The following is a 20,815-nucleotide window of genomic DNA, read 5'->3' as shown; positions in this document are numbered from 1 at the left end:
TCATCCAAAGGAGATACGCCATGCGTTTCCATTCCCTGGCGCGCCGCCGCGCGCTGCTCGCCACGGCCGGCCTGTGCCTGTCGGCGCTGTTCGGAACCGCGCAGGCCGCCGAGCCGTTGACGGCCGTGGCCAGCTTTTCGATCCTGGGCGATATCGTGCGGGAAGTGGGCGGCGCCGACGTCAGCGTGGCCACGCTGGTGGGGCCCGATGGGGACGCGCACGAATATGAGCCGACGCCGGGCGACGCGAAGAAGCTCGCAGCGGCGCGCGTGCTGTTCGTCAACGGCCTGGATTTCGAGACCTGGATGCCGCGCCTGGCGAAGGCGTCGGGCTTTGCCGGCGCCACCGTGGTCGCGTCCCAGGGCGTGAAGACGCGCACGTTCGCGGGCGGCGGGCATGATGATGGCCACGACCACGACCACGACCACGACCACGACCACGACCATGGTCATGGCCATCATCACAGCGGCGCCGATCCGCACGCATGGCAGAACCTGGCCAATGGCGTCATCTACGCCCGCAATGTGGCCGAAGGCCTGGCCGCTGCCGATCCCGCGCATGCCGACGCCTATCGCCAGCGCGCGCAAGCCTATATCGCGCGCCTGCAGGCGCTGGACGCGCAGGTCCGCAAGACCTTCGCCGCGATTCCGGCCGAGCGCCGCAAGATCGTGACCTCTCACGATGCCTTCGGCTATTTCGGCGATGCCTACGGCGTGGCGTTCATTCCCGCGATGGGCGTGTCCACGGATGCGGAACCCGCCGCGGGCCAGGTGGCGCGCATCATCGAACAGGTCAAGCGCGAGCGCGTGCCGGCGGTATTCGTGGAGAACATCAGCAGCCCCAAGCTGGTCCAGCAGATCTCGCGCGAAACCGGCGCCAAGGTGGGTGGTACGCTGTATTCCGACGCCCTGTCCAAGCCCGGACAGCCCGGCGCTACCTACCTGGAAATGTTTGAATGGAACGCACGTCAGCTCGCCGCGGCCATGCAGCCCTGACCGCGGCGGCGATGCTGCTGGCGGCGGGCGCCGCCAGCGCACACCCGCATATGTGGATCGATGCCCGCGCGGCGATCGATATCGATGGACAGCAGCGCATCACGGCGCTGCGGCAGGTCTGGCTGTTTGACGAGATGTTCGGCGCCTACGCCACGCAGGGATTGAAGAAGGGCAAGGACGGTTCGCTGTCGCCCGAGATCCTGCAGGGCATGGCGCGCGATTGGATGCAGGCGCTGGGCGAGCCGATCTCGCACTACTTCACCCGCGTCACCGTGGACGGCAAGACCTCGGCTTTCGCAGCCCCGCAAGATGCGCGCGTCGACTGGAATCCGAAGACCACGCGGCTGACGCTGTCCTTCACCTTGCCGCTGGCCACGCCCGTGGCACCGGGTGCAGGCGGCGCGCAGGTGGACATCTACGATCCCACCTATTTCGTGGCCTACGCCTTCGATCAAAGCGGCGCGGTATCGCTGGGCGGGCAAGGCGCCAAGACCTGCACGTCCGCCTACCGCAAGCCCAAGGAACTGGATTGGAAAACCATGCAGCAATTGGCCGCGATCCCGGCCGACCCGGACGCCTTGCCGGACGAGTTATTCGCGATCACCAAGGGGTTGACGCACCGCATCGAGGTGCGATGCGAGTAGTGCTCGCGCTGCTGGCCGTGCTGCTGCTGGGCGGCGCGGCTGCGGCCGCGGCCCAGGGCGCGCATCCCTTCGGCGTGCCGGAGGGCGGAGCGAGCGTGGGCGGGCCGGGCTGGCTGGCCGGCTTCTTTGGCCAGGTGTCGGTCTGGCAAAGCCATTTCTACCGGCAGCTGACGGGCGCCGTTCGCGCCTGGCAGGCCGAGGGCGGCGCGGCCTGGGCCTTGATCGGGCTGTCTTTCGCCTACGGCGTATTCCATGCGCTGGGGCCGGGGCATGGCAAGGCGGTGATCTCTTCCTATGTGCTGGCCAACCGCCAGACCGCACGCAACGGCGCGCTGCTGGCGCTGGCGTCCGCGCTGATCCAGGCGTTGGTGGCGATCGCGCTGGTGGCGGTGCTGGCGCTGATCTTCAACGCCACCGCGGCCACGATGAACAACGCGACGCGCTGGCTGGAACTTGGCTCGTATGCGCTGGTGACCTTGTTGGGCATGTGGCTGGTGTGGGTCAAGGCGATCCGTCCGCTGTTGCGGACCCGCGCAGGGCCAGCGCCCGCGGAATCGATGCTTGATCACGGCCATGGGCATGAGCACTCTCACCATCAGCACCACGATCACGATTGCGGCTGTGGCCACGCACATGTGCCTGCGCCCGCGCAGGTGTCGGGTCCGCTGAATTGGCGCCGTGCGGCTACGGCCATCCTGGCCGTGGGCTTGCGCCCGTGCAGCGGCGCGTTGATCGTGCTGGTATTCGCCCTGGCGCAGGGTTTCTTCCTGGCCGGCGTGGCCTCGGCCTTGGCGATGGGTCTGGGTACCGGGCTGACGGTGGCGGCGCTGGCGTGCCTCGCGGTCGCGGCGGGCGGCGCGGCCACGCGCATCGGCAGCCGCCTGTCCAGCGCCGGCGCGGCGCGCCTGCGCTACGGCGTGGAAGCGCTGGCGGCACTGGCGGTGCTGTTGCTGGGCGTGATGCTGCTGGGCGGCGTGATCGCGGGTGGCGGCTAGGAAGCGGCCGTGCGAATTCGCGCAGCCGTTCCCGCGGAACGCGCGGGGCCCGCGGCGTTCAGGATTTGCGTCCGGCCCGAGGATGCGCCTGATCGTAGGCGCGGGCCAGATGCTGGAAATCCAGCCGGGTGTAGATCTGCGTGGTCGAGATGTTGGCGTGGCCTAGCATTTCCTGCACGGCGCGCAGGTCCTGCGCGGATTGCAGCACGTGGCTGGCGAAGCTGTGGCGCAGCACGTGCGGGTGCACATGCGTGGGCACGCCGGCCTGCTGCGCGATGCGCGCCAGTTGCAGCTGCACCACGCGCGGCGAAATCCGGCGGCCGCGCGCGCCCAGGAACAGTGCGGCCGCGTCCTCGGGCTGCGCCGTGAAGGGCGCGAGCTGCGGGCGCGCCGCGATCCATTTGCGCAGGGCCGCCAGCGCGGCCTGGCCCACGGGCACCGAGCGGCGCTTGCCGCCCTTGCCCAGGACGATGACTTCGGCCTCTTCCAGGCTCAGCCAGCCGCGCGATTCGTAATTGCCGGAACGTTCATAGCGCAGGTCCAGCCCGACCAGTTCCGACAGCCGCAGGCCGCTGGAATAGAGCAGTTCGAACATGGCCTGGTCGCGCAACGCGGCCGGTTCGTTCGCCACTTGTGCGGGCGCGCGGTCCAGCAGGGCCTGGGTCTGTTCCACGGACAGGGCCTTGGGCAGGCCGCGCGGCGCCTTGGGGGCGCGCACGCCGGCCACGGGATTGCCAGCCAGTTCGATGGCCGGCGCCCACCATTGATAGAAGCCGCGCCACGCCGCCAGGGTGCGCGCCAGGCTGCGTGGCCCGCGGCCCTGGGCGTGCAGGCGCGCCACGAACTGGCGGATGTGGCCGTTGCCGATCTTGTCCAGCGGCAGCTTGGCCTGGTCGGCAAGCTCGCGCAGGAAATGCAGTTCGCGGCGATAACCGTCCAGCGTGTGGGGCGAGTAGCGCCGGTTGGTTTCCAGATGGCGCAGCCAGGCGCTCATGGCGTCCGGCAGGGGAGTTTCGGGCGGGGCCGCGTCTTGCGCTTGCGTGGTTTTCGCCATGGCGTCCGCCCGTGTCGGTGCTAGGCCTTGGGCGAGGCCGGATTCAGGCGATGCAGCGCCGCCGAAGCCAGCTGGCCGATGGATTCCAGGAAGGTCGTGCCCATTTCAGGCGTGAAGCGCTCGGCGTCGTCCGAACCCAGCACCAGCAGGCCGACGGCGGGACCGTCGGCTTCCAGGCGCAGCGGCACCAGCGCCAGGGACTTGGGCTTGGCATCCAGCCAGCCGGCCGCTTCGAATTCGGTGTCGGCGCCGCAGTACGGCGTCTTCAGGCTGTCGGTAAAGGTGCGTACGTCTTGCGTGACGGGTTCGCCGTAGCCGGTCGCCGGCAGTTCCGACAGATCCCACAGGCGCAGCGCCACGTGGTTCAGCTCGAACTGTTCGGCCAGTCCCAGGGCGATCTCGCCCGGCACATGCTGCGGATCGCATTCGGACAGCAGACGGCAGCACCATTTGGCCACATGCGTGCCGATGCTTTCATTGGCGGTGGCGTTGCGCACGAGTTCGTTCAGGCGCCATTCGAGTTCGCGGTTGCGCTCGCGCAGCGTCAGGATCTGGCGTTCGCCCAGCGAAATGGCGCGCGAACCGTGCGGATGCGGCACCTGCAACGTGGCGAAGACGTCTGCGTGATCGTCGAAGAAGCCAGGGTTCTCTTGCAGGAAATCAGCGACGTCCTGAGCGGTAATAGCGGTATCAGTCATGGCTTATCGGTTCAGCCCCATGGAGAAGACGAGCTTGTCGATATCGACCTGCCCCGTGAAGACGGACTCGGCTGGGCCGGTCATGCGTAATTGCTCGCCGTTCCAGGCGACGGTCAGAACGCCGCCGCGCGCTTGCACGCGCACCGGCGAGTCCAGCAGGCCGCGGCGAATGCCTGCCGCGACGGCGGCGCAGGCGCCCGTGCCGCAAGCCAGGGTTTCGCCGGCGCCGCGTTCGAACACGCGCAGGCGGATGTTGTTGCGGTCGACGATCTGCATGAAGCCGGCGTTGACGCGGCGCGGGAAGCGCGGATGGGTTTCGATCAACGGTCCGAGAACGCAAACCGGCGCGGTGTCGACGTCGTCCACCACCTGCACGGCGTGCGGATTGGAAATCGCCACGGCGGATAGCGCGACCGTGCGCGGCAGGCCGGCGGGCGCGTCCAGTTCCAGTTCCCACAGCGTGTCCTGGCCTTCGATGCGCGAGGAGAGGCCGGCGGTGTCGAACGGAAGCGCGGCGGGCTCGAAACGCGTGCTGCCCATGTCGACGGTGACTTGTTCGTCGTCGCCTTGGTCCAGCACCAGGATGCCGGTGGCGATTTCGGCGCGCAGCGGATTGCGGTCGGACAGGCCCTGCTCATGCACGAAGCGCACGAAGCAGCGCGCGCCGTTGCCGCAGTGCTCGACCTCGCTGCCGTCGGAATTGAAAATGCGGTAGCGGAAATCGGCGTCGGGCCGGGTCGCGGGCTCGACCAGCAGGATCTGGTCGGCGCCTATGCCGAAATGGCGGTCGCCCAAGGCGCGGGCGCGTTCGGGCGTCATTTCGATGGTCTGGCGGACCCCGTCGAGCACGACGAAATCGTTGCCCGCGCCATGCATTTTGGTGAAGTTCCAGTTCATCACTGGATTATCGCCCATATTGGGGCGCGAGCGGCGCGGGCCGCGGACTCAGTAGAGTTTGGGTTCGCCCGGCGGACGGGTCTTGAAGCGGCGATGGACCCAGTAGTACTGGCTGGGGCAGCGGCGCACCCAGGATTCCAGCTCGCGGTTCAGACGCGCGGTGGCGTCTTCCAGCGAGTCGGTTCCGGGGAAGTCGGCCAGCGGCGGCAGCACTTCGACGTGGTAGCGGCCGGTATCCGGGTTCCAGAAGTCCAGGATGGGCAGCACGGCGGCATCCCATTTCTTGGCCAGTTGGGCGGTGGCGAGCAATGTCGCCGCCGGCACGCCGAAGAACGGCGCGAAGGTGGCGCCCTGGCGGCCGAAGTCCATGTCCGGCAGGTAGTAGACGGGACGGCGCTCGCGCAGGTGGCGGATCAGGTCGCGCACGCCGTCCTTGCGGCTGACCAGGAACACTTCGTTGAAGCGCTTGCGGCCGGCGGCGACAATGGCGTCGACCTGAGGATCGCTTTGCGGCGTGTACATGGTGGCGCCGCTGGGCACCTCCATGGTGAGCCGCGTCGCGGCAGCGTCCAGCCCGATGAAATGGGGCGCCAGCAGGATCACCGGGCGGCCCTGGGCAGTCAGTTCGTTGATGCGGTCAGCGCCAGTTTGCGTGACCATCTCCTTGATGGCCTCGGGCGTGCCGTACCAGAGCACGCCGCGGTCGACGATGGACTGCGCCAGTGCGCGGAAGTGGTCCGCGACCCACTGTTCGCGCACGTGTTCGGGCTGGTCGGGAAAGCACAGTTCCAGATTGCGGCGCACGATGCGCGTGCGCGACTTGGCCAGCCGCGGCGCCAGCCAGCCCAGGGTTGCGCCGATGCGCTGCCGGGTCGACGGCTTGATGCGGCCGAACCATTTCATCAGGGATACCAGCGCGCGCGTTTTGAAATCAGTCATGGTGGGAAATAGGGAGCGGACGGGGCGCGGCGGTTCAGCTGGCCGAAGCAGGAGTGTCGGCGGCGGGGGCCGGCGGGGCGCCACGCGGCGTCTTGTAGCGGTTGTAGCTCCAGAGGTATTGCTCCGGACAGCGGCGGATCAGCGTTTCCATGGCGGCGTTGAGCAACGCGGCCTGCTCGGCGGCATCGGCGGGCAGCGGTTCGGGCACGCGGACATAGTGGATGCGCCAGCCCCGGCCTCCCGGCAGCCGTTCGCCAGCGGTCAGGATAATGGGCACGCCCGTTTGCGTGGCCAGCTTGCCGGGCAGCGTCATGGTGTAGGCCATGCGCCCGAAGAACGGCGCCCAGACGCCGTCGCCCACGCTGGGCGCCTGGTCGGGCAGCATGCCGACGGATTCGCCGCGGCGCAGGGCGCGCACGAATTCGCGCACCCCCTGCATGGTGGCCGGCACGGCATTGACGGCCGAGGTATTGCGCGCGGTTTCCAGCAGCGGGGCCAGGATGTCCTTGCGCGGCGGCCGGAACATGACGGTCATGGGCATCTGGCGGGCCAGGTAGCGCGCGGTGATCTCGAAGCAGCCCAGGTGCGGCGTCAGGAACAGGATGCCGCGGTTCTCGGCGCGGGCCGCGCTGACCACGTCGTTGTCGTCCGAGATCACCTGAGCCAGGCTTTGTTCATTGCGGAACCAGACGCGCGGGCTCTCCAGGATCATGGCGCCGATTTCGCCCGCCGCGCGCCGCGCGAAAGCCGGATCGGGGTAACCGGCCTGGGCCGCGTTGGCCTGCAGCCGCCGGCGGTACTTGCCCGGCCAGGCGTAGATCGCGCGCCCGGCCAGCCGCCCCACGGCGTGCGCGACGGAAAGGGGCAGGGCGGCGAATGATCTGAACAGGAAGAGCAGCATGCGGCAGAAAAATGGGACGGACAGAAAGTGCGCCTGGGGCCGGGATATATGCATACGTCCCCCAGCTTTGGCGGCAGAACCGCATTTTCGCTTAAAATAGCGCAGTCGCCGAGTTAACCGACAACTTGCGGGGCGACGGCAAGGGTACAGCGCTTTGCGCGCCTCTTGCCAAATCCGCTAAAGCGTCGCGCCCAGATTTGCGTATGTCATGCGGTCAGGGGTGCAACGCGCCTCGTGAACCTATGCGCCGGCAATGCCGGTCACCAAGGACGCATCTGTGGCCAACAACGACTTTCTCTTTACTTCCGAATCCGTCTCCGAAGGGCACCCCGACAAGGTTGCCGACCAGATCTCCGACTCGATCCTGGACGCGATCTTCACGCAGGACCCGAATGCGCGCGTCGCAGCCGAGACCCTCTGCAACACCGGTCTGGTAGTGCTGGCTGGCGAAATCACCACCACCGCCAACGTCGACTACATCCAGGTCGCGCGCGACACGATCCGCCGCATCGGTTACGACAACACCGAATACGGCATCGACTACAAAGGCTGCGCGGTGCTGGTCGCCTACGACAAGCAGTCGCCGGACATTGCCCAGGGCGTGGACCGCAGCTCTGAAGACTATCTGAACCAGGGCGCGGGCGACCAAGGCCTGATGTTCGGCTATGCCTGCGACGAAACTCCCGATCTGATGCCTGCTCCGATCTGGTACGCGCACCGCCTGGTGCAGCGCCAGAGCGAGCTGCGCAAGGACGGCCGCCTGCCGTGGCTGCGTCCCGACGCCAAGTCGCAAGTGACGTTCCGCTATATCGACGGCCGCCCGGCGGAAGTCGACACGGTGGTGCTGTCGACCCAGCACGCACCCGAGGTTTCGCAAGAAACCATCCGCGAAGCGGTGATCGAAGACATCATCAAGCCCAGCTTCCCCGAAGGCCTGATCACGCCGCAAACGAAGTTCCTGGTCAACCCGACCGGCCGCTTCGTCATCGGCGGCCCGCAAGGCGATTGCGGCCTGACCGGCCGCAAGATCATCGTCGATACCTACGGCGGCGCTTGCCCGCACGGCGGCGGCGCGTTCTCGGGCAAAGATCCGTCCAAGGTCGACCGTTCGGCCGCCTACGCGGCCCGCTACGTGGCCAAGAACATCGTGGCCGCCGGCCTGGCGCGCCAGTGCCAGGTGCAGGTCAGCTACGCCATTGGCGTGGCCGAGCCCATCAACATCACCGTCTACACGGAAGGCACGGGCGTCATCCCCGACGACCAGATCGCCAAGCTGGTGCGCGAGCACTTCGACCTGCGTCCGAAGGGCATCGTCAACATGCTGGACCTGCTGCGTCCGATCTACGCCAAGACCGCCGCCTATGGCCACTTCGGCCGTTCCGAGCCGGAATTCTCGTGGGAAGCCACGGACAAGGTCCAGGCGCTGAAGAAGGGCGCGTAAGCCTTCCCGGCGCTTGAACAAGAAAGCCCCCGCAGTGCGGGGGCTTTTTCATTGCGGCAGCGACCTTACAGCCCCCAGCCTGACAAATCCGGCCGGCGCAGCGCCGGCGCCAGCACCGGTTCCAGCGCCGCGGCGCAATCCAGCATTGCGGCGTCGCCGCCTGCCGGCGCCAGCAACTGCACCGCCATGGGCATGCCTTCGGCATCGAAGCCCACAGGCAGCGAGATGGCGGCCGCGCCCAGGAAGTTGGCGGGGCGCAGCAGCTTGCCCAACCCCGCGTGGCGCGTATCGTCGGCGTCCAGCGCTTGCGCGGCCTGGTCGCAGGCGGGCATCAGCAGGGCGTCCAGGCCTTGCATGGCTTGCGCGAATGCGGCCATGTCGGCGGCGCGGCGTTGCAGCGCGGCTTCATAGTCGGCCTGCGCGATGCGGCCGCCGGCCGCGATGCGCTTGCGCACCACGTCCCACAGCGGCGTGGCCGGGTCTTCGGCCAACGCGCCGTAGTAGCGGTAGGCCTCGTAGGCCAGCACCACGGAGTTGTCGTCGGCCATGCGGGCAAAGGACAGCGCCGCGGGCGGATGCCAGGGCGTGGGCGTGTAGCCGGCGCGCGCCAGGTTTTCCTCGGCCTCGCGCCAGGCGCGCAGGCCGGCCTCGGCCAAGGGGGCGGGCCAGGCCTCGGGCGCCAGCACGGCCACCGGACCCGGGCCGCGCGCGGCGGGCTGGCGCAAGGCGGCGATGGCGCTTGCGGGAAAGTCCAGCGTGGCCGCGTCGCCGATGTCGGGGCCGGCCAGTAGTTGGGTCAGCAGGCGGGCGTCGGCCACGGTGCGCGTGATCGGACCCAGCACGTCCAGCGTGTCCGACAAGGGCAGACAGCCGGTGCGGCTGATGACGCCGGTGGACGGCTTGTAGCCCACCAGGCCGTTGAGCGCCGCGGGCGCGCGCACCGAGCCGCCGGTGTCGCCGCCCAGCGTCAGCGGCGCCAGGCCGGCGGCCACGGCCACGCCCGCGCCGCTGGACGAGCCGCCCGGCGCGCGCGCGGTCTGCGCGTCCCAGGGATTGCGCGCCGTGCCTTGGGTGGGGTTCTGGCCCGACAGGCCGAAGGCGAATTCGGTCATGCGGGTCTTGCCCAGCACCACCATGCCTTGCGCGGCCAGCTGTTGCAGCGGGACCGCCGTGACGTCGCTGATCCGGCCCTGCAGGGCGAGCGAACCCAGACAGACGCTGACGCCCTCCCATTGCACGCTGTCCTTCACCGCCACGGGCACGCCGTGCAGCGGACCCAGCAGAATGCCCGCGGCCAGCAGGCGGTCGGCGGCGTCGGCCTGGGCCAGCGCGCGCTCGGCCGTGACTTCGCTGTAGGCGGCCAGCGCGGGGGCGCGCTCGATACGGTCCAGGAAGTGGGTGGTGACCTGGCGCGAACTCAGTTCGCGCCGGCGGATGGCGCCGGCCAGGGCCTGGGCGTCTTGGAAGTGCAGGGCGGTGTCTAGTGCTGGCATGGGTCTCATCGGAAAAGAAAAAGCTTTCCGGTCCCGCGGGAACCGGAAAGCGCTGGTGCGTGACGTTCGTTCTCTCTGCTTACTTCAGGCTCTGGCCCTTGGTTTCCGGCATGCGGATGAAGGTGATCAGGGTGATCACGGCGCCCGCCAGCACGTAGTAGAAGAACCAGCGCTCCATGCCCTTGCTCTGCAGCCAGGTCAGCAGGTAGGGCGTGGTGCCGCCCAGCAAGGCGACGACCAGGTTGTACGGCGTACCGATGCCGACGGCGCGCACGCTGGTGGGGAACTGTTCGGACATGATGGCCGGCGCGATCGAGGTGTACATGGCATACAGCACCAGGCCGAACAGCTCCACCGCCAGGATCGAACCGAACGACGGGCCCAGCGTGGTCATCAGCGGGTAGAAGAACACCAGGTAGCCGGCGGCGAAGAAGATCAGCTGCGGCTTGCGGCCGATGCGGTCGGACAGGATGCCGAACAGCGGCTGCACCAGCATGAATACGATCAGCGCGACGGTGTTTGCGGCGAACGCGGTCTTCGGGTCGGCATGCACCTGGCGGATGGCGTAGGTGGGTACGTAGGCCACGAAGATGTAGAACGCGAACGTGGTCAGGATGGAAAAGCCCACGATGCGCAGCACTTCACGCGGGTGGTCGCGCAGCAGGGTGCGCAGCGGCTGCTTTTCGACGCCGGCCTTCTTGGCGTGCGAGAACGCTTCGGTTTCCGGGATGGAGCGGCGGATCCACATACCGGCCAGGCCGCCCAAGGCGCCCAGGAAGAACGGGATGCGCCAACCCCATGCGGCCATCTCGGCCTTGGTCAAGGTCGAGGTCAGCACCCAGCCGATGGCCGAGGCGGCCAGGATGCCCACGGCGGCGCTGAAGAACACGAAGCTGGAGTAAAAGCCGCGCTTGTTGGGCGGCGCCATTTCCGCCAGGAAGGTCGTGGCCGAGGCATACTCTCCGCCCAGCGACAGGCCTTGCAAGAGGCGCGCGGCGGTCAGCAGCAGCGGAGCGGCCAGGCCGATGGAGGCGTAGGTGGGGGTGACGGCGATGATCAGCGAGCCGCCGGCCATCATCAGGATGGTCAGGCCCAGCGCGGCCTTGCGGCCGTAGCGGTCGGAGAAGATGCCCAGCAGCCAGCCGCCCACCGGGCGCATGAAGAAGCCCACGGCGAAAATGCCGAAGGTCGCCAGCAGGGCCGTGGTTTCGTTGCCTTCGGGGAAGAACTGGCTGGAGAAGAAGATGGCGAAGGACGCGTAGATGGTCCAGTCGAACCATTCGACGGCATTGCCTACACTACCGGCCAGAATGGTGCGCGAGCGGGAGACGGGCGCGGTGCCGGCCGAGGCGGCTGCCCCCTGCGGCTTGCGCAGGGGCGCTGAAGTGCTGCTCATGAAAACCTCAAATAAGAATTTATTTTTGGTCAAAAAGACCGTTTAATTTTGTGTTTTTATCAATGCGCGAACGTTAATTTAATGAATATGGACACGTCAAGTAAGGGTAAGCCCCTAGCTCCGGGGCTGGACGACACCGATCTCGCCTGTCTCATCGCGCTGCAGGCGGACCCCCGCGCATCCTGGCGCGAGCTGGGCGCCGCCACCGGCATCCCCGAGCGCACCGTCGCGCGCCGCATCAAGCGCCTGATGGATGCCGACGCCCTGCGTGTCATCGCGGAACCCGATCCCTTGGCTACCGGACGCGGCGTGGTGCTGCACGCCTGGGTGCGCTGCCGGTCGGGCCGCGTGCCGGAGGTGGCGGATCAGCTGGCGCGGCTGGACCTGAGCCAGCTGGTGGTCACGCTGGCCGGTTCGGCCGATCTGATGGCCGAGCTGACGCTGGCGGACGCCGCCGACATGCCGGACGTGGTGACGCGCGTGCTGCCGTCCATCGACGGGGTGGAGCACGTGGAGGCGCGGCTGGTGCTGCGGCCGTTCCGCCGCGCCGGCCAGTGGCGTATCCAGGCCCAGCCCGATGGGGCGGCGGCCGAGCCCGCCGCGGCGCAGCCGCCCGCGGCATTGACGGACGCTGAACAGCGCATGGTGGCCTACCTGATGCGCGACGGCCGCGCCAGCCTGGCGGAACTGGCCGAGCATGCCGGCGTCAGCGAGCCCACCGCGCAGCGTCTCTTGCACAACATGGTGGAGCGCCGTGCGCTGAGTTTCCGCGTTGAAGTGGAGCCGGCGCTGGTCGGCTTTCCGGTGGAGGCGGTGATTTCGGTGCAGGTGCGCCCGCAAGCCGTGGACGCGCTGGCCGCGCATCTGGCGCTGGACCCCAACACCCGCTGCCTGTTCGGCACCAGCGGCGCGTCGCAGCTGTTCTGGCACGTGCTGTGCCGCGACAGCCTGCATCTGTGGGATGTCGTGACGCGCCGCCTGGGCGAGCTGGACGGCGTGTTGAACAGCGAAGTCGGCGTGGTGATGCGGGCGCACAAGCGTTGCGGCATCGTGCGCGCCGGCGGGCGGCTGGGGGCGGACGCGTAGCGTCGCGGCCGCGCCGGAGCGGGACGCGACCGGTTCACCAGACCGCGTCGTCCGAACCTGGTGCGCGCAGATGCCGGGCAAAGCGCTGCGACAGGAACTCCACGAAGGCGATTGTCTTGGCCGGCAGGTTCAGGCGTTCGGGATACAGCGCATGGATGTCCGCGGGCGGGGTGCGCCAGTCGGCCAGCACCGCGCGCAGACGGCCGGCGCGCAGGTGTTCGGCCGTTTCCCATTCTGAACGCATGACGATGCCGTGGCCGTCCAGCGCCCATTCCAGGGCGCTTTGCCCATCGTTGGAGCTGAGCGGGCCGCGCACTTTCACGGTCTCCGCGCGCTGGCCCGATTCCAGCCGCCAGGTGCCATAGGCCACGTCGTTCTCGCGCACCACGATGCAGCGGTGGCGTTGCAGGTCGCCCGGCGCGCGCGGCTCGCCATGGATTTCCAGGTAGCGCGGCGACGCGCACAGCAGCCGCCGATTGGACGCGATCTTGCGCGCGGTCAGGCGCGCATCGGGCAGGTCGCCAAAGCGCACCGCCACGTCGAAGCCTTCTTCGATCAGGTTCAGCGGCCTGTCGGTCAGGCGCATCTGGACTTCCACTTCCGGGTACTGGCGGGCGAAGTCCGACACCGCGGGCACGATGTGGGCGCGGCCAAAGCCGAATGTGGCATTCAGCCGCAGCAGCCCCTGGGGACGGGCGCGGGCGCTCGATACGGAACGTTCCAGCGCTTCCAGGTCCGTCAGGATGCGTGCGCCTTCTGCCAGATAAAGCTCGCCTTCCTGCGTGACGCTGACCCGGCGGGTGGTGCGGTTCAGCAGCCGCACACCCAGGCGCTGCTCCAGCTTGGCCAGGCGCGTACTGACCGCGGGCGGGGTCAGGCCCAGTTCGCGGGCGGCGGCGGACAGGTTGCCGTGCTTGACCACCAGCGAGAAGAAGGCGAGATCGGAAAGGGCGTCCATGCGCTTATTTATAAACTTAATTTAATAAAGCTTTATCTGGAGAAGTAATTATAAGAACCGGACCGGCTTATACACTGGCCTCACCACTAAAGAGCCGCCTGGCGCGGCCAACCGAGGAGACCAGGAATGAAGATCAACAAAGCTGCCGGCGTTCTATGCGCGGCCATTGCCGCATCCTGTTGGACCCAGCCGGCCGCCGCCGACGCCTTTCCCCAGCGCGCCGTGACGCTCATCGTGCCGTTCGCGCCCGGCGGCAGCGTGGACATCGCCGCACGCCTGATTTCGGATGCCTGGGGCCGCGCCCTGGGGCAGAGCGTGGTGGTGGAGAACCGCGCCGGCGCTTCCGGCAACATCGGCATGGCCGCGGTGGCGCGCGCCGAGCCCAACGGCTACACGCTGGCCGTCAATACCATGTCGCTGGCAATCAACCCGGCGCTGTTCCAGAACATGCCGTTCGACACGGCCAAGGACCTGCGTTCGGTCGGCACGATAGGGACGTCGCAGCACGTGCTGACGGTGACCAACCAGTTGCCCGTGGCCAATGTGAGCGAGCTGCTGGCCTATGTGCGCGCGCGGCCCGCCAACGACCTGAGTTTCGGTTCGGCAGGCACGGGCAGTACCTTCCACATGGCCGCGGAACTGTTCAAGTCGGTGTCCAAGACCCAGATCCTGCACGTGCCCTACAAGGGCGGCGGCCCAGCCATGGTGGACACCATCAGCGGCCAGGTGCAGATGAGCTTTCCGGTGCTGTCCGCAGCCAAGCCGCAGGTCGACGGCAAGAAGCTCAAGGCGCTGGGCGTGACCGGCACCACGCGTTCGCCGCTCTTGCCTGACGTGCCCACCATTGCCGAGTCCGGGCTGCCCGGCTACGAGTTCAACACCTGGTTCGTCATCAGCGCGCCCGCGGGCACGCCGCAAGCCGTGATCGACACGCTGAACGCCAAGCTCGAACAGGCCTTGCGTTCGCCCGAGCTGGCGCAGCGCATGGGCCGCGAAGGCTTCGATCCGCTGATTTCCACGCCCGCCAAGACCGACGCGATGGTGGCCGCCGAGATGACGCGCTGGGCCGGCATCGTCAAGGACGCCGGCATCCAGGCCAACTGATCGGGCCGCAAGACCCAACTACGAAGGACGCAAGACATGCCCGGCAAGACGCTGTACGACAAACTGGTGGCCAGCCATGAGGTGGCCCGGATCGACGACGAGCACATCCTGCTTTACGTCGACCTGCACATCATGAACGAATACACCAGCCCGCAGGCCTTCAGCGGCCTGGCGGCGCGCGGGCGCGGCGTGCTGCGTCCCGGGCAGCAGATGGCGGTGGTGGACCACATCATCCCCACGCATCCGGTGCCGGCGGCGCTGCGCGTGATCGCCGACGACGCTTCGTCGCGCCAGGCGCTCAACCTCAAGCGCAACTGCGACGCGCAGGGCATCGCGTTGTTCGACACCACCGATCCGCTGCAAGGGATCGAGCACGTGATCGCGCCTGAGCATGGCATGGTGCTGCCGGGCATGGTGGTGCTGTGCGGCGACAGCCACACCACCACCTACGGCGCGCTGGGCGCGCTGGGCTTCGGCATCGGCACGTCCGAGGTCGAACACATATTGGCCACGCAGACGCTGGCGTACCGGGTGGCGCGCAACATGCGCATCCGCGTCGACGGCGCGCTGCCGGCCGGTGTCACCGCCAAGGACCTGGTGATCTGCGTCGTGCACCGCATCGGCGCGCAAGGCGCGCGCGGGCATGCGGTGGAGTTCTGCGGCGAGGCCATCGCCGCGCTGTCCGCCGAGGCCCGCATGACCTTGTGCAACATGACGGTGGAAGCCGGCGCCCGCGCCGCGCTGATCGCGCCGGACGCCACCACCGAGGCCTACATCGCCGCGCATGCGCCCGAACTGCAAGGCGAGGCGCTGGCGCAGGCGCGCGCCCATTGGGCCACGCTGCGCTCGGACGAGGACGCCGCGTTCGACGCCGAGCACGTGCTGGATGCCGCCGCGATCGCGCCCTTCGTCACCTGGGGCACCAGCCCGGACCAGGCCATGCCGGTGGACGGCGTGGTGCCGGACCCGCAGGCCGAGCCCGACGCGCTGGCCCGCCTGGCGCTGGAGAAGGCCATGGACTACATCGGCCTCGCGCCGGGCACGCCGATAGCCGGCGTGCCGATAGACCGCGTGTTCATCGGCTCCTGCACCAACGGACGCATCGAGGATCTGCGCGCGGCGGCAGCCGTGTTGCGCGGCCGCAAGGTGGCGGCCGGCGTGCGGGCCATGGTGGTGCCCGGATCGGGCGCGGTGCGCGCGCAGGCCGAGGCCGAGGGCATCGCGGCGCAACTGATCGAGGCCGGCTTCGAATGGCGCCAGCCCGGCTGTTCCATGTGCCTGGCCATGAATGACGACGTGCTCAGCCCGGGCGAGCGCTGCGCCTCCACCACCAACCGCAATTTCGAAGGCCGGCAGGGGCGCGCGGGCCGCACGCACCTGATGTCTCCGGCCATGGCCGCCGCCGCCGCGCTGGCCGGCCGCATCGTCGACGTCCGCGTCTGGGAGCAACACGTATGACCGCAATCATCGAGGGCATCGCCGCGCCGCTGCCTTTTTCCAATCTGGACACCGACCAGATCATGCCCAAGCAGTTCCTGCGCATCATCGACAAGGCAGGGCTGGACCGTGGCCTGCTGCATGACCTGCGCTTTGACGCGGGCGGCGCGCCCAGGCCCGATTTCGTGTTGAACCAGCCCGCCTACGCCGGCGCGTCCATCGTGGTGGCGGGGCCGAACTTCGGCTGCGGCTCCAGCCGCGAGCATGCGGTGTGGGGCTTGCAGCAGTTCGGCATCCGCGCGGTGATCGCGCCCAGCTTCGGCGAGATCTTCTACTTCAATGCGGTGAACAACGGCCTGCTGCTGATCAGCCTGGCGCCGGCCGAGATCGACGCCTTGCTTGCCAGGGTGTCCAATACGGCCACCAACCGCGTCGGCATCGATGTGGCGGCCGGGCGCGTCACCGCCATGGACGGCTGGACGGCGGCGTTCACGCTGCCTGAACGGCACCGCCGCATGTACGCGCAGGGGCAGGACATGGTGGGTGCATCATTGCAGCGGCTGGACGAGGTGGAGCGTTTCGAGGCCGGCCATTGGGCGCGGCATCCCTGGATGAAAGATCTGGCGCGCCGTGTGCGCGACCGCCTGAACCAAGAGGCCATATGACCGCATTCTTCGACCTGCCCGTGCGCCGCATCGCGGCCAACGGCATCGACATCGCAGCCCGCGTCGACGGCGCCGGCCCGCCGCTGCTGCTGCTGCATGGCCATCCCCAGACGCACGCCATCTGGCACCGCGTCTGGCCGGAACTGACGCGCCACCGCACGTGCGTGGCGGCGGACCTGCGCGGCTACGGCGATAGCGACAAGCCGGCCGCGTCGCCGGACCACGCGGCCTATTCCAAGCGGGCGATGGCGGCCGACATGATCGATTTGATGCGCGCCTTGGGCCACCAGCGCTTCGAGGTGCTGGCGCACGACCGCGGCGCGCGCGTGGCGCACCGGCTGGCGCTGGACCATCCCGCCGCCGTCAGCCGCATGATGCTGCTGGACATCGCGCCCACGCTGGACATGTATGAAGGCACCACGCGCGCCTTCGCCCAGGCCTATTACCACTGGTTCTGGCTGATCCAGCCGGCGCCGCTGCCCGAAACCATGATCGAGCGCGACCCGGTGTTCTACCTGCGTTCCGTGATGGGCGGACGGCCCGGCGGACTGGCGCACTTTTCCGCCGAGGCCATGGCCGAGTACGAACGCGCGGCGCAACTGCCCGGCTGGGCCACGGGCATCTGCGAGGACTACCGCGCTTCCGCCACGCTGGACCTGGAGCACGACCGCGCCGGCCGGGAGGCCGGCGAACGCCTGCGCCTGCCATTGCGTGCGCTGTGGGGCGAGCGCGGCGCCGTGGGCCGCAACTTCGACGTGCTGGCGCTATGGCGCGCGATCGCGGACGAGGTATCCGGCGGTCCGTTGCCGGGCGCGCACTATCTGGCGGAAGAATGTCCGGACGCGCTGCTGGCGCAGGCCAGGGAGTTTTTCGGCTGGCGCGAATAGAGGGCTGCCCGCGTGTAGCACCGTGCGCGCGGGCAGGTATTCAAGTCCGGGCGGGGCATAGGGCCATCCAAAAGGGGACGCACTCCGGGTGTTAACCTACGCCCGATGAATCAGCACCACGTCGACCTCTCCAAACTCCCCGACGCCGAAGACGCGCAACGCGCCTTCAAGGCTTCGGATTCGCCCTGCGTGGCCGTCTGCTCCACGTTGTTTGACGACATTTGCCGCGGCTGCGGCCGCACCGCCATGGAAGTCGCCAACTGGGTGTTCATGACGGAAGAGGAAAAGCGCGAAGTCTGGGTGCGCATCACGGCGCAAGGGTATCCGCGCCGCAACAACTAGCCGGCGGCCGCGCAGGCCGTCTTGGGCATGTCACATGGCGCGGGCTAAATCGCGCTATTGCCCACTTCCGGCTCCATCATGCGCATCGTCCTGGTCACGGATGCCTGGCATCCGCAAGTCAATGGCGTCGTCCGCACCTGGACGACCATGCAGCAGATCCTTGGAGAATGGGGCCACGAGCTGATCGTGGTGAACCCGCAGGGCAGCCGCACCGTGCCGGCGCCCTCCGAGCCCGACCTGCGGCTGTGTCTGCAGCCCGGCCGGCAATTGCGCCGCATCCTGGGCGACATCGTGCCCGACGCCCTGCACATCGCCACCGAAGGCCCGCTGGGCCTGGCCGCGCGCCGTATGGCGCTGGCGCGGGGCTGGCGCTTCACGACGTCGTTCCACACCATGTTCCCGGACTACCTGCAGGCGCGCATGGGCATCCCGGCGGCCTTGCCCTGGCGTTATCTGCGCTGGTTCCACCGGCCCTCGCAACGGGTGCTGGTGCCTACGCCCACGGTGCGAGACGTGCTGGCGCGGCGCGGCCTGGGGAACCTGCAAATCTGGTCGCGCGGGGTGGACCCGCGCAAGTTCCAGCCGGGGGCAGGCCAGGCCTTCCCGGACCTGCCCCGTCCCGTATTCCTGAGCGTGGGCCGTGTGGCGCGCGAGAAGAATCTGGACGCCTTCCTGTCGCTGGACCTGCCGGGCAGCAAGGTGGTGGTGGGGGCGGGGCCGGATGAGGCGCGGCTGAAGAAGCGCTTTCCCGGCGCGATTTTCCTGGGCATGCGGCACGACGAAGCGCTGCCGGCGCTCTACGGGTCGGCCGACGCCTTCGTTTTCCCCAGCCTGACTGACACCTTTGGCCTGGTCATGCTGGAGGCCATGGCCTGCGGCACGCCGGTCGCCGCTTTCCGCAGCGAAGCGCCGCTGGCGGTGGTGACCCAGGGCGTCACCGGTTTCCTGGACGAAGACCTGGCCCATGCCTGCCGCTCGGCCCTGTCGCTGGACCGCCATGCGGTGCGCGAACACGCCCTGACGCGCAGCTGGGACTCGGTGGCCGCGACCCTGCTGGCTGCACTGGTGCCGCTGGACGGGAGCGCCCGCGGCGCGGAGCATGCGCAGGCGTCGTGCGTGCCCGAAGGGGCCGTGCTTGCGCGGCGGCCTGGCGGCGAAATGCCCGCCAGGGAGCCAGGGGTTTGATCCTTGGCGGACGGTTCCCGGGTACAATGCCCGGCAATCCTGAGGAGCGTTGCGACGACCCTGCGGTTCCCGCCAGCCGGCACGGCAAGCGGGACCAGGCTCGCCAGGCTCAGGAATCCTTGTTCAAGCGGCGCGCCTTGCGCGGCGCTACAGCAACGGCGCTCACCTTTGTCGCATATGGCGGGAAAGGCGAGCACTCGACCTTCGTGGTGCCTTCGCGTTGTCCGGCCATATCCTGCGCCGTTCGTATTTCACGTGGAGCCTACACACCATGAACGCTGTGACCGATAAATCCTTTTCCGACTACCTCGTCGCCGACATGTCGCTGGCCGGCTGGGGCCGCCGCGAACTCGCCATCGCCGAAACCGAAATGCCCGGCCTGATGGCCATCCGCGAGGAATTCGCCGCCAAGCAGCCGCTCAAGGGCGCGCGCATCGCCGGCAGCCTGCACATGACCATCCAGACCGGCGTGCTGATCGAAACGCTGGTGGCGCTGGGCGCCGAAGTGCGCTGGGCCTCGTGCAACATCTTCTCGACGCAGGACCACGCCGCCGCCGCCATCGCCGCGTCGGGCACCCCGGTCTTCGCCGTCAAGGGCGAAACGCTGGAAGAGTACTGGCAGTACACCCACAAGATCTTCGAATGGCCCAATGGCGAAAACGCCAACATGATCCTCGACGATGGCGGCGACGCCACCTTGATGCTGCACCTGGGCACCAAGGCCGAGAAGGACATCTCGGTGCTGGCCAACCCGGGCAGCGACGAAGAGCGCATCCTGTTCGCCGCCATCAAGGAAACCCTCAAGCGCGATCCCAAGTGGTATTCGACCCGCCTGGCCCTGATCAAGGGCGTGACGGAAGAAACCACCACCGGCGTGCATCGCCTGTACCAGATGTCGCAAAAGGGCGAGCTGGCCTTTGCCGCCATCAACGTCAACGACTCGGTCACCAAGTCCAAGTTCGACAACCTGTATGGCTGCCGTGAATCGCTGGTCGACGGCATCAAGCGCGCCACCGACGTGATGGTCGCTGGCAAGGTTGCCGTCGTGGCCGGCTACGGCGACGTCGGCAAGGGCTGCGCCCAGGCGCTGGTCGCGCTGCGCGCCCAGGTCTGGGTCACCGAAGTCGATCCGATCTGCGCCCTGCAGGCCGCCATGGAAGGCTTCAAGGTCGTGACCATGGAAGAAGCCGCCGCCCACGGCGACATCTTCGTCACCGCCACCGGCAACTACCACGTCATCACGCGTGAGCACATGAACGCCATGAAGGACCAGGCCATCGTGTGCAACATCGGCCACTTCGACAACGAAATCGACGTCGCCAGCCTGGCCGACTGCAAGTGGGAAGAGATCAAGCCGCAAGTCGACCACGTCATCTTCCCGGACGGCAAGCGCATCATCCTGCTGGCCCAGGGCCGCCTGGTGAACCTGGGTTGCGCCACCGGCCACCCCTCGTTCGTGATGTCGTCCTCGTTCGCCAACCAGACCATCGCCCAGATCGAGCTGTTCACGCGCAACGAAGCCTACACGTCGGGCCAGGTCTACGTGCTGCCCAAGCACCTGGACGAGAAGGTCGCCCGCCTGCACCTGAAGAAGCTGGGCGTGAAGCTCACGACCCTGCGCCAGGATCAGGCCGACTACATCAACGTGCCGGTGCAAGGCCCGTACAAGCCCGAGCACTACCGCTATTGATGGTTGTA

General features: G+C 68.3%; 20 protein-coding genes and 1 riboswitch. Of the genes, 12 read left to right on the top strand and 8 right to left on the bottom strand.

Annotated features, from left to right (window positions below):
* The first annotated feature begins 20 nt into the window (after positions 1–20).
* Genes NGK62_RS10350 through NGK62_RS10340 form a run of 3 tightly spaced genes read left to right on the top strand, consistent with a single transcriptional unit; the run spans position 21 to position 2,634 of the window.
* Positions 21–995, top strand: a complete 975-nt coding sequence (locus NGK62_RS10350; RefSeq protein ID WP_251878257.1) for a metal ABC transporter substrate-binding protein — start codon at positions 21–23, stop codon at positions 993–995.
* Entirely contained in the window at positions 956–1,639 is a 684-nt protein-coding gene (locus NGK62_RS10345) for a DUF1007 family protein (protein ID WP_251878256.1), read from the top strand. The genes NGK62_RS10350 and NGK62_RS10345 overlap by 40 nt, the downstream gene beginning before the upstream one ends.
* Positions 1,630–2,634, top strand: coding sequence for a nickel/cobalt transporter (locus NGK62_RS10340; protein WP_251878255.1), 1,005 nt, complete (start codon positions 1,630–1,632; stop codon positions 2,632–2,634). The genes NGK62_RS10345 and NGK62_RS10340 overlap by 10 nt, the downstream gene beginning before the upstream one ends.
* Before the next feature lie 58 nt (positions 2,635–2,692).
* Here NGK62_RS10340 and xerC read toward each other — a convergent pair whose 3' ends face one another.
* The 5 genes from xerC to NGK62_RS10315 are packed head-to-tail and all read right to left on the bottom strand — an operon-like array spanning position 2,693 to position 7,123.
* Positions 2,693–3,688 (bottom strand): tyrosine recombinase XerC, encoded by a 996-nt coding sequence (gene xerC, locus NGK62_RS10335; protein WP_251878254.1) that lies wholly within the window; start codon positions 3,686–3,688, stop codon positions 2,693–2,695.
* A gap of 20 nt (positions 3,689–3,708) precedes the next feature.
* The gene (locus tag NGK62_RS10330; RefSeq protein WP_059374119.1) at positions 3,709–4,386 is read right to left on the bottom strand and encodes a DUF484 family protein; all 678 of its coding nucleotides are present in this window, start codon (positions 4,384–4,386) and stop codon (positions 3,709–3,711) included.
* Positions 4,387–4,389: 3 nt separating this feature from the next.
* Positions 4,390–5,301, bottom strand: a complete 912-nt coding sequence (gene dapF, locus NGK62_RS10325; RefSeq protein WP_251878253.1) for a diaminopimelate epimerase — start codon at positions 5,299–5,301, stop codon at positions 4,390–4,392.
* 30 nt (positions 5,302–5,331) lie between these two features.
* Positions 5,332–6,222 (bottom strand): lysophospholipid acyltransferase family protein, encoded by an 891-nt coding sequence (locus tag NGK62_RS10320; protein ID WP_251878252.1) that lies wholly within the window; start codon positions 6,220–6,222, stop codon positions 5,332–5,334.
* 34 nt (positions 6,223–6,256) lie between these two features.
* Positions 6,257–7,123, bottom strand: coding sequence for a lysophospholipid acyltransferase family protein (locus NGK62_RS10315; protein ID WP_059374122.1), 867 nt, complete (start codon positions 7,121–7,123; stop codon positions 6,257–6,259).
* A gap of 277 nt (positions 7,124–7,400) precedes the next feature.
* On the opposite strand from NGK62_RS10315, the gene metK reads away from it, so the two are divergent.
* Entirely contained in the window at positions 7,401–8,564 is a 1,164-nt protein-coding gene (gene metK / locus NGK62_RS10310) for a methionine adenosyltransferase (protein ID WP_088143368.1), read from the top strand.
* A 65-nt stretch (positions 8,565–8,629) separates the two neighbouring features.
* On the opposite strand, the gene NGK62_RS10305 is transcribed toward metK, so the two are convergent.
* Positions 8,630–10,057, bottom strand: coding sequence for an amidase (locus NGK62_RS10305; RefSeq protein WP_251878251.1), 1,428 nt, complete (start codon positions 10,055–10,057; stop codon positions 8,630–8,632).
* A gap of 79 nt (positions 10,058–10,136) precedes the next feature.
* Positions 10,137–11,453 carry an MFS transporter gene (locus tag NGK62_RS10300; protein WP_059374124.1) on the bottom strand — a complete coding sequence of 439 codons (1,317 nt, stop codon included), beginning with the start codon at positions 11,451–11,453 and terminating at the stop codon, positions 10,137–10,139.
* Positions 11,454–11,534: 81 nt separating this feature from the next.
* On the opposite strand from NGK62_RS10300, the gene NGK62_RS10295 reads away from it, so the two are divergent.
* Positions 11,535–12,539 (top strand): Lrp/AsnC family transcriptional regulator, encoded by a 1,005-nt coding sequence (locus NGK62_RS10295; RefSeq protein ID WP_059374125.1) that lies wholly within the window; start codon positions 11,535–11,537, stop codon positions 12,537–12,539.
* Positions 12,540–12,573: 34 nt separating this feature from the next.
* Here NGK62_RS10295 and NGK62_RS10290 read toward each other — a convergent pair whose 3' ends face one another.
* Positions 12,574–13,497 (bottom strand): LysR family transcriptional regulator, encoded by a 924-nt coding sequence (locus NGK62_RS10290; protein ID WP_118933261.1) that lies wholly within the window; start codon positions 13,495–13,497, stop codon positions 12,574–12,576.
* A 126-nt stretch (positions 13,498–13,623) separates the two neighbouring features.
* Between NGK62_RS10290 and NGK62_RS10285 the strand changes: the two genes are divergently transcribed.
* The 7 genes from NGK62_RS10285 (at position 13,624) to ahcY (ending at position 20,807) form a co-directional block, all read left to right on the top strand.
* Positions 13,624–14,601, top strand: coding sequence for a tripartite tricarboxylate transporter substrate binding protein (locus tag NGK62_RS10285; protein ID WP_251878250.1), 978 nt, complete (start codon positions 13,624–13,626; stop codon positions 14,599–14,601).
* Positions 14,602–14,637: 36 nt separating this feature from the next.
* Positions 14,638–16,059, top strand: a complete 1,422-nt coding sequence (gene leuC / locus NGK62_RS10280; RefSeq protein WP_251878249.1) for a 3-isopropylmalate dehydratase large subunit — start codon at positions 14,638–14,640, stop codon at positions 16,057–16,059.
* On the top strand, positions 16,056–16,703 hold the full coding sequence (gene leuD, locus NGK62_RS10275; protein WP_251878248.1) for a 3-isopropylmalate dehydratase small subunit: 648 nt from the start codon (positions 16,056–16,058) through the stop codon (positions 16,701–16,703). The genes leuC and leuD overlap by 4 nt, the downstream gene beginning before the upstream one ends.
* On the top strand, positions 16,700–17,590 hold the full coding sequence (locus NGK62_RS10270) for an alpha/beta fold hydrolase (RefSeq protein WP_059374130.1): 891 nt from the start codon (positions 16,700–16,702) through the stop codon (positions 17,588–17,590). The genes leuD and NGK62_RS10270 overlap by 4 nt, the downstream gene beginning before the upstream one ends.
* 105 nt (positions 17,591–17,695) lie before the next feature.
* Positions 17,696–17,932 (top strand): DUF1289 domain-containing protein, encoded by a 237-nt coding sequence (locus NGK62_RS10265; protein ID WP_054457003.1) that lies wholly within the window; start codon positions 17,696–17,698, stop codon positions 17,930–17,932.
* A 78-nt stretch (positions 17,933–18,010) separates the two neighbouring features.
* Positions 18,011–19,117 (top strand): glycosyltransferase family 4 protein, encoded by a 1,107-nt coding sequence (locus NGK62_RS10260; RefSeq protein ID WP_118933263.1) that lies wholly within the window; start codon positions 18,011–18,013, stop codon positions 19,115–19,117.
* A gap of 35 nt (positions 19,118–19,152) precedes the next feature.
* Positions 19,153–19,288: riboswitch (S-adenosyl-L-homocysteine riboswitch) on the top strand.
* Between the two features lie 100 nt (positions 19,289–19,388).
* Entirely contained in the window at positions 19,389–20,807 is a 1,419-nt protein-coding gene (gene ahcY, locus NGK62_RS10255) for an adenosylhomocysteinase (protein WP_059374131.1), read from the top strand.
* Positions 20,808–20,815: the final 8 nt, after the last annotated feature.

The sequence above is a fragment of the Achromobacter sp. Marseille-Q4954 genome, from assembly GCF_943737025.1.
GTDB lineage: Bacteria > Pseudomonadota > Gammaproteobacteria > Burkholderiales > Burkholderiaceae_B > Achromobacter > Achromobacter bronchisepticus_A.
Note: the sequence above shows the minus strand (reverse complement) of the source record. Positions and strands in the feature narration are given on the sequence as shown.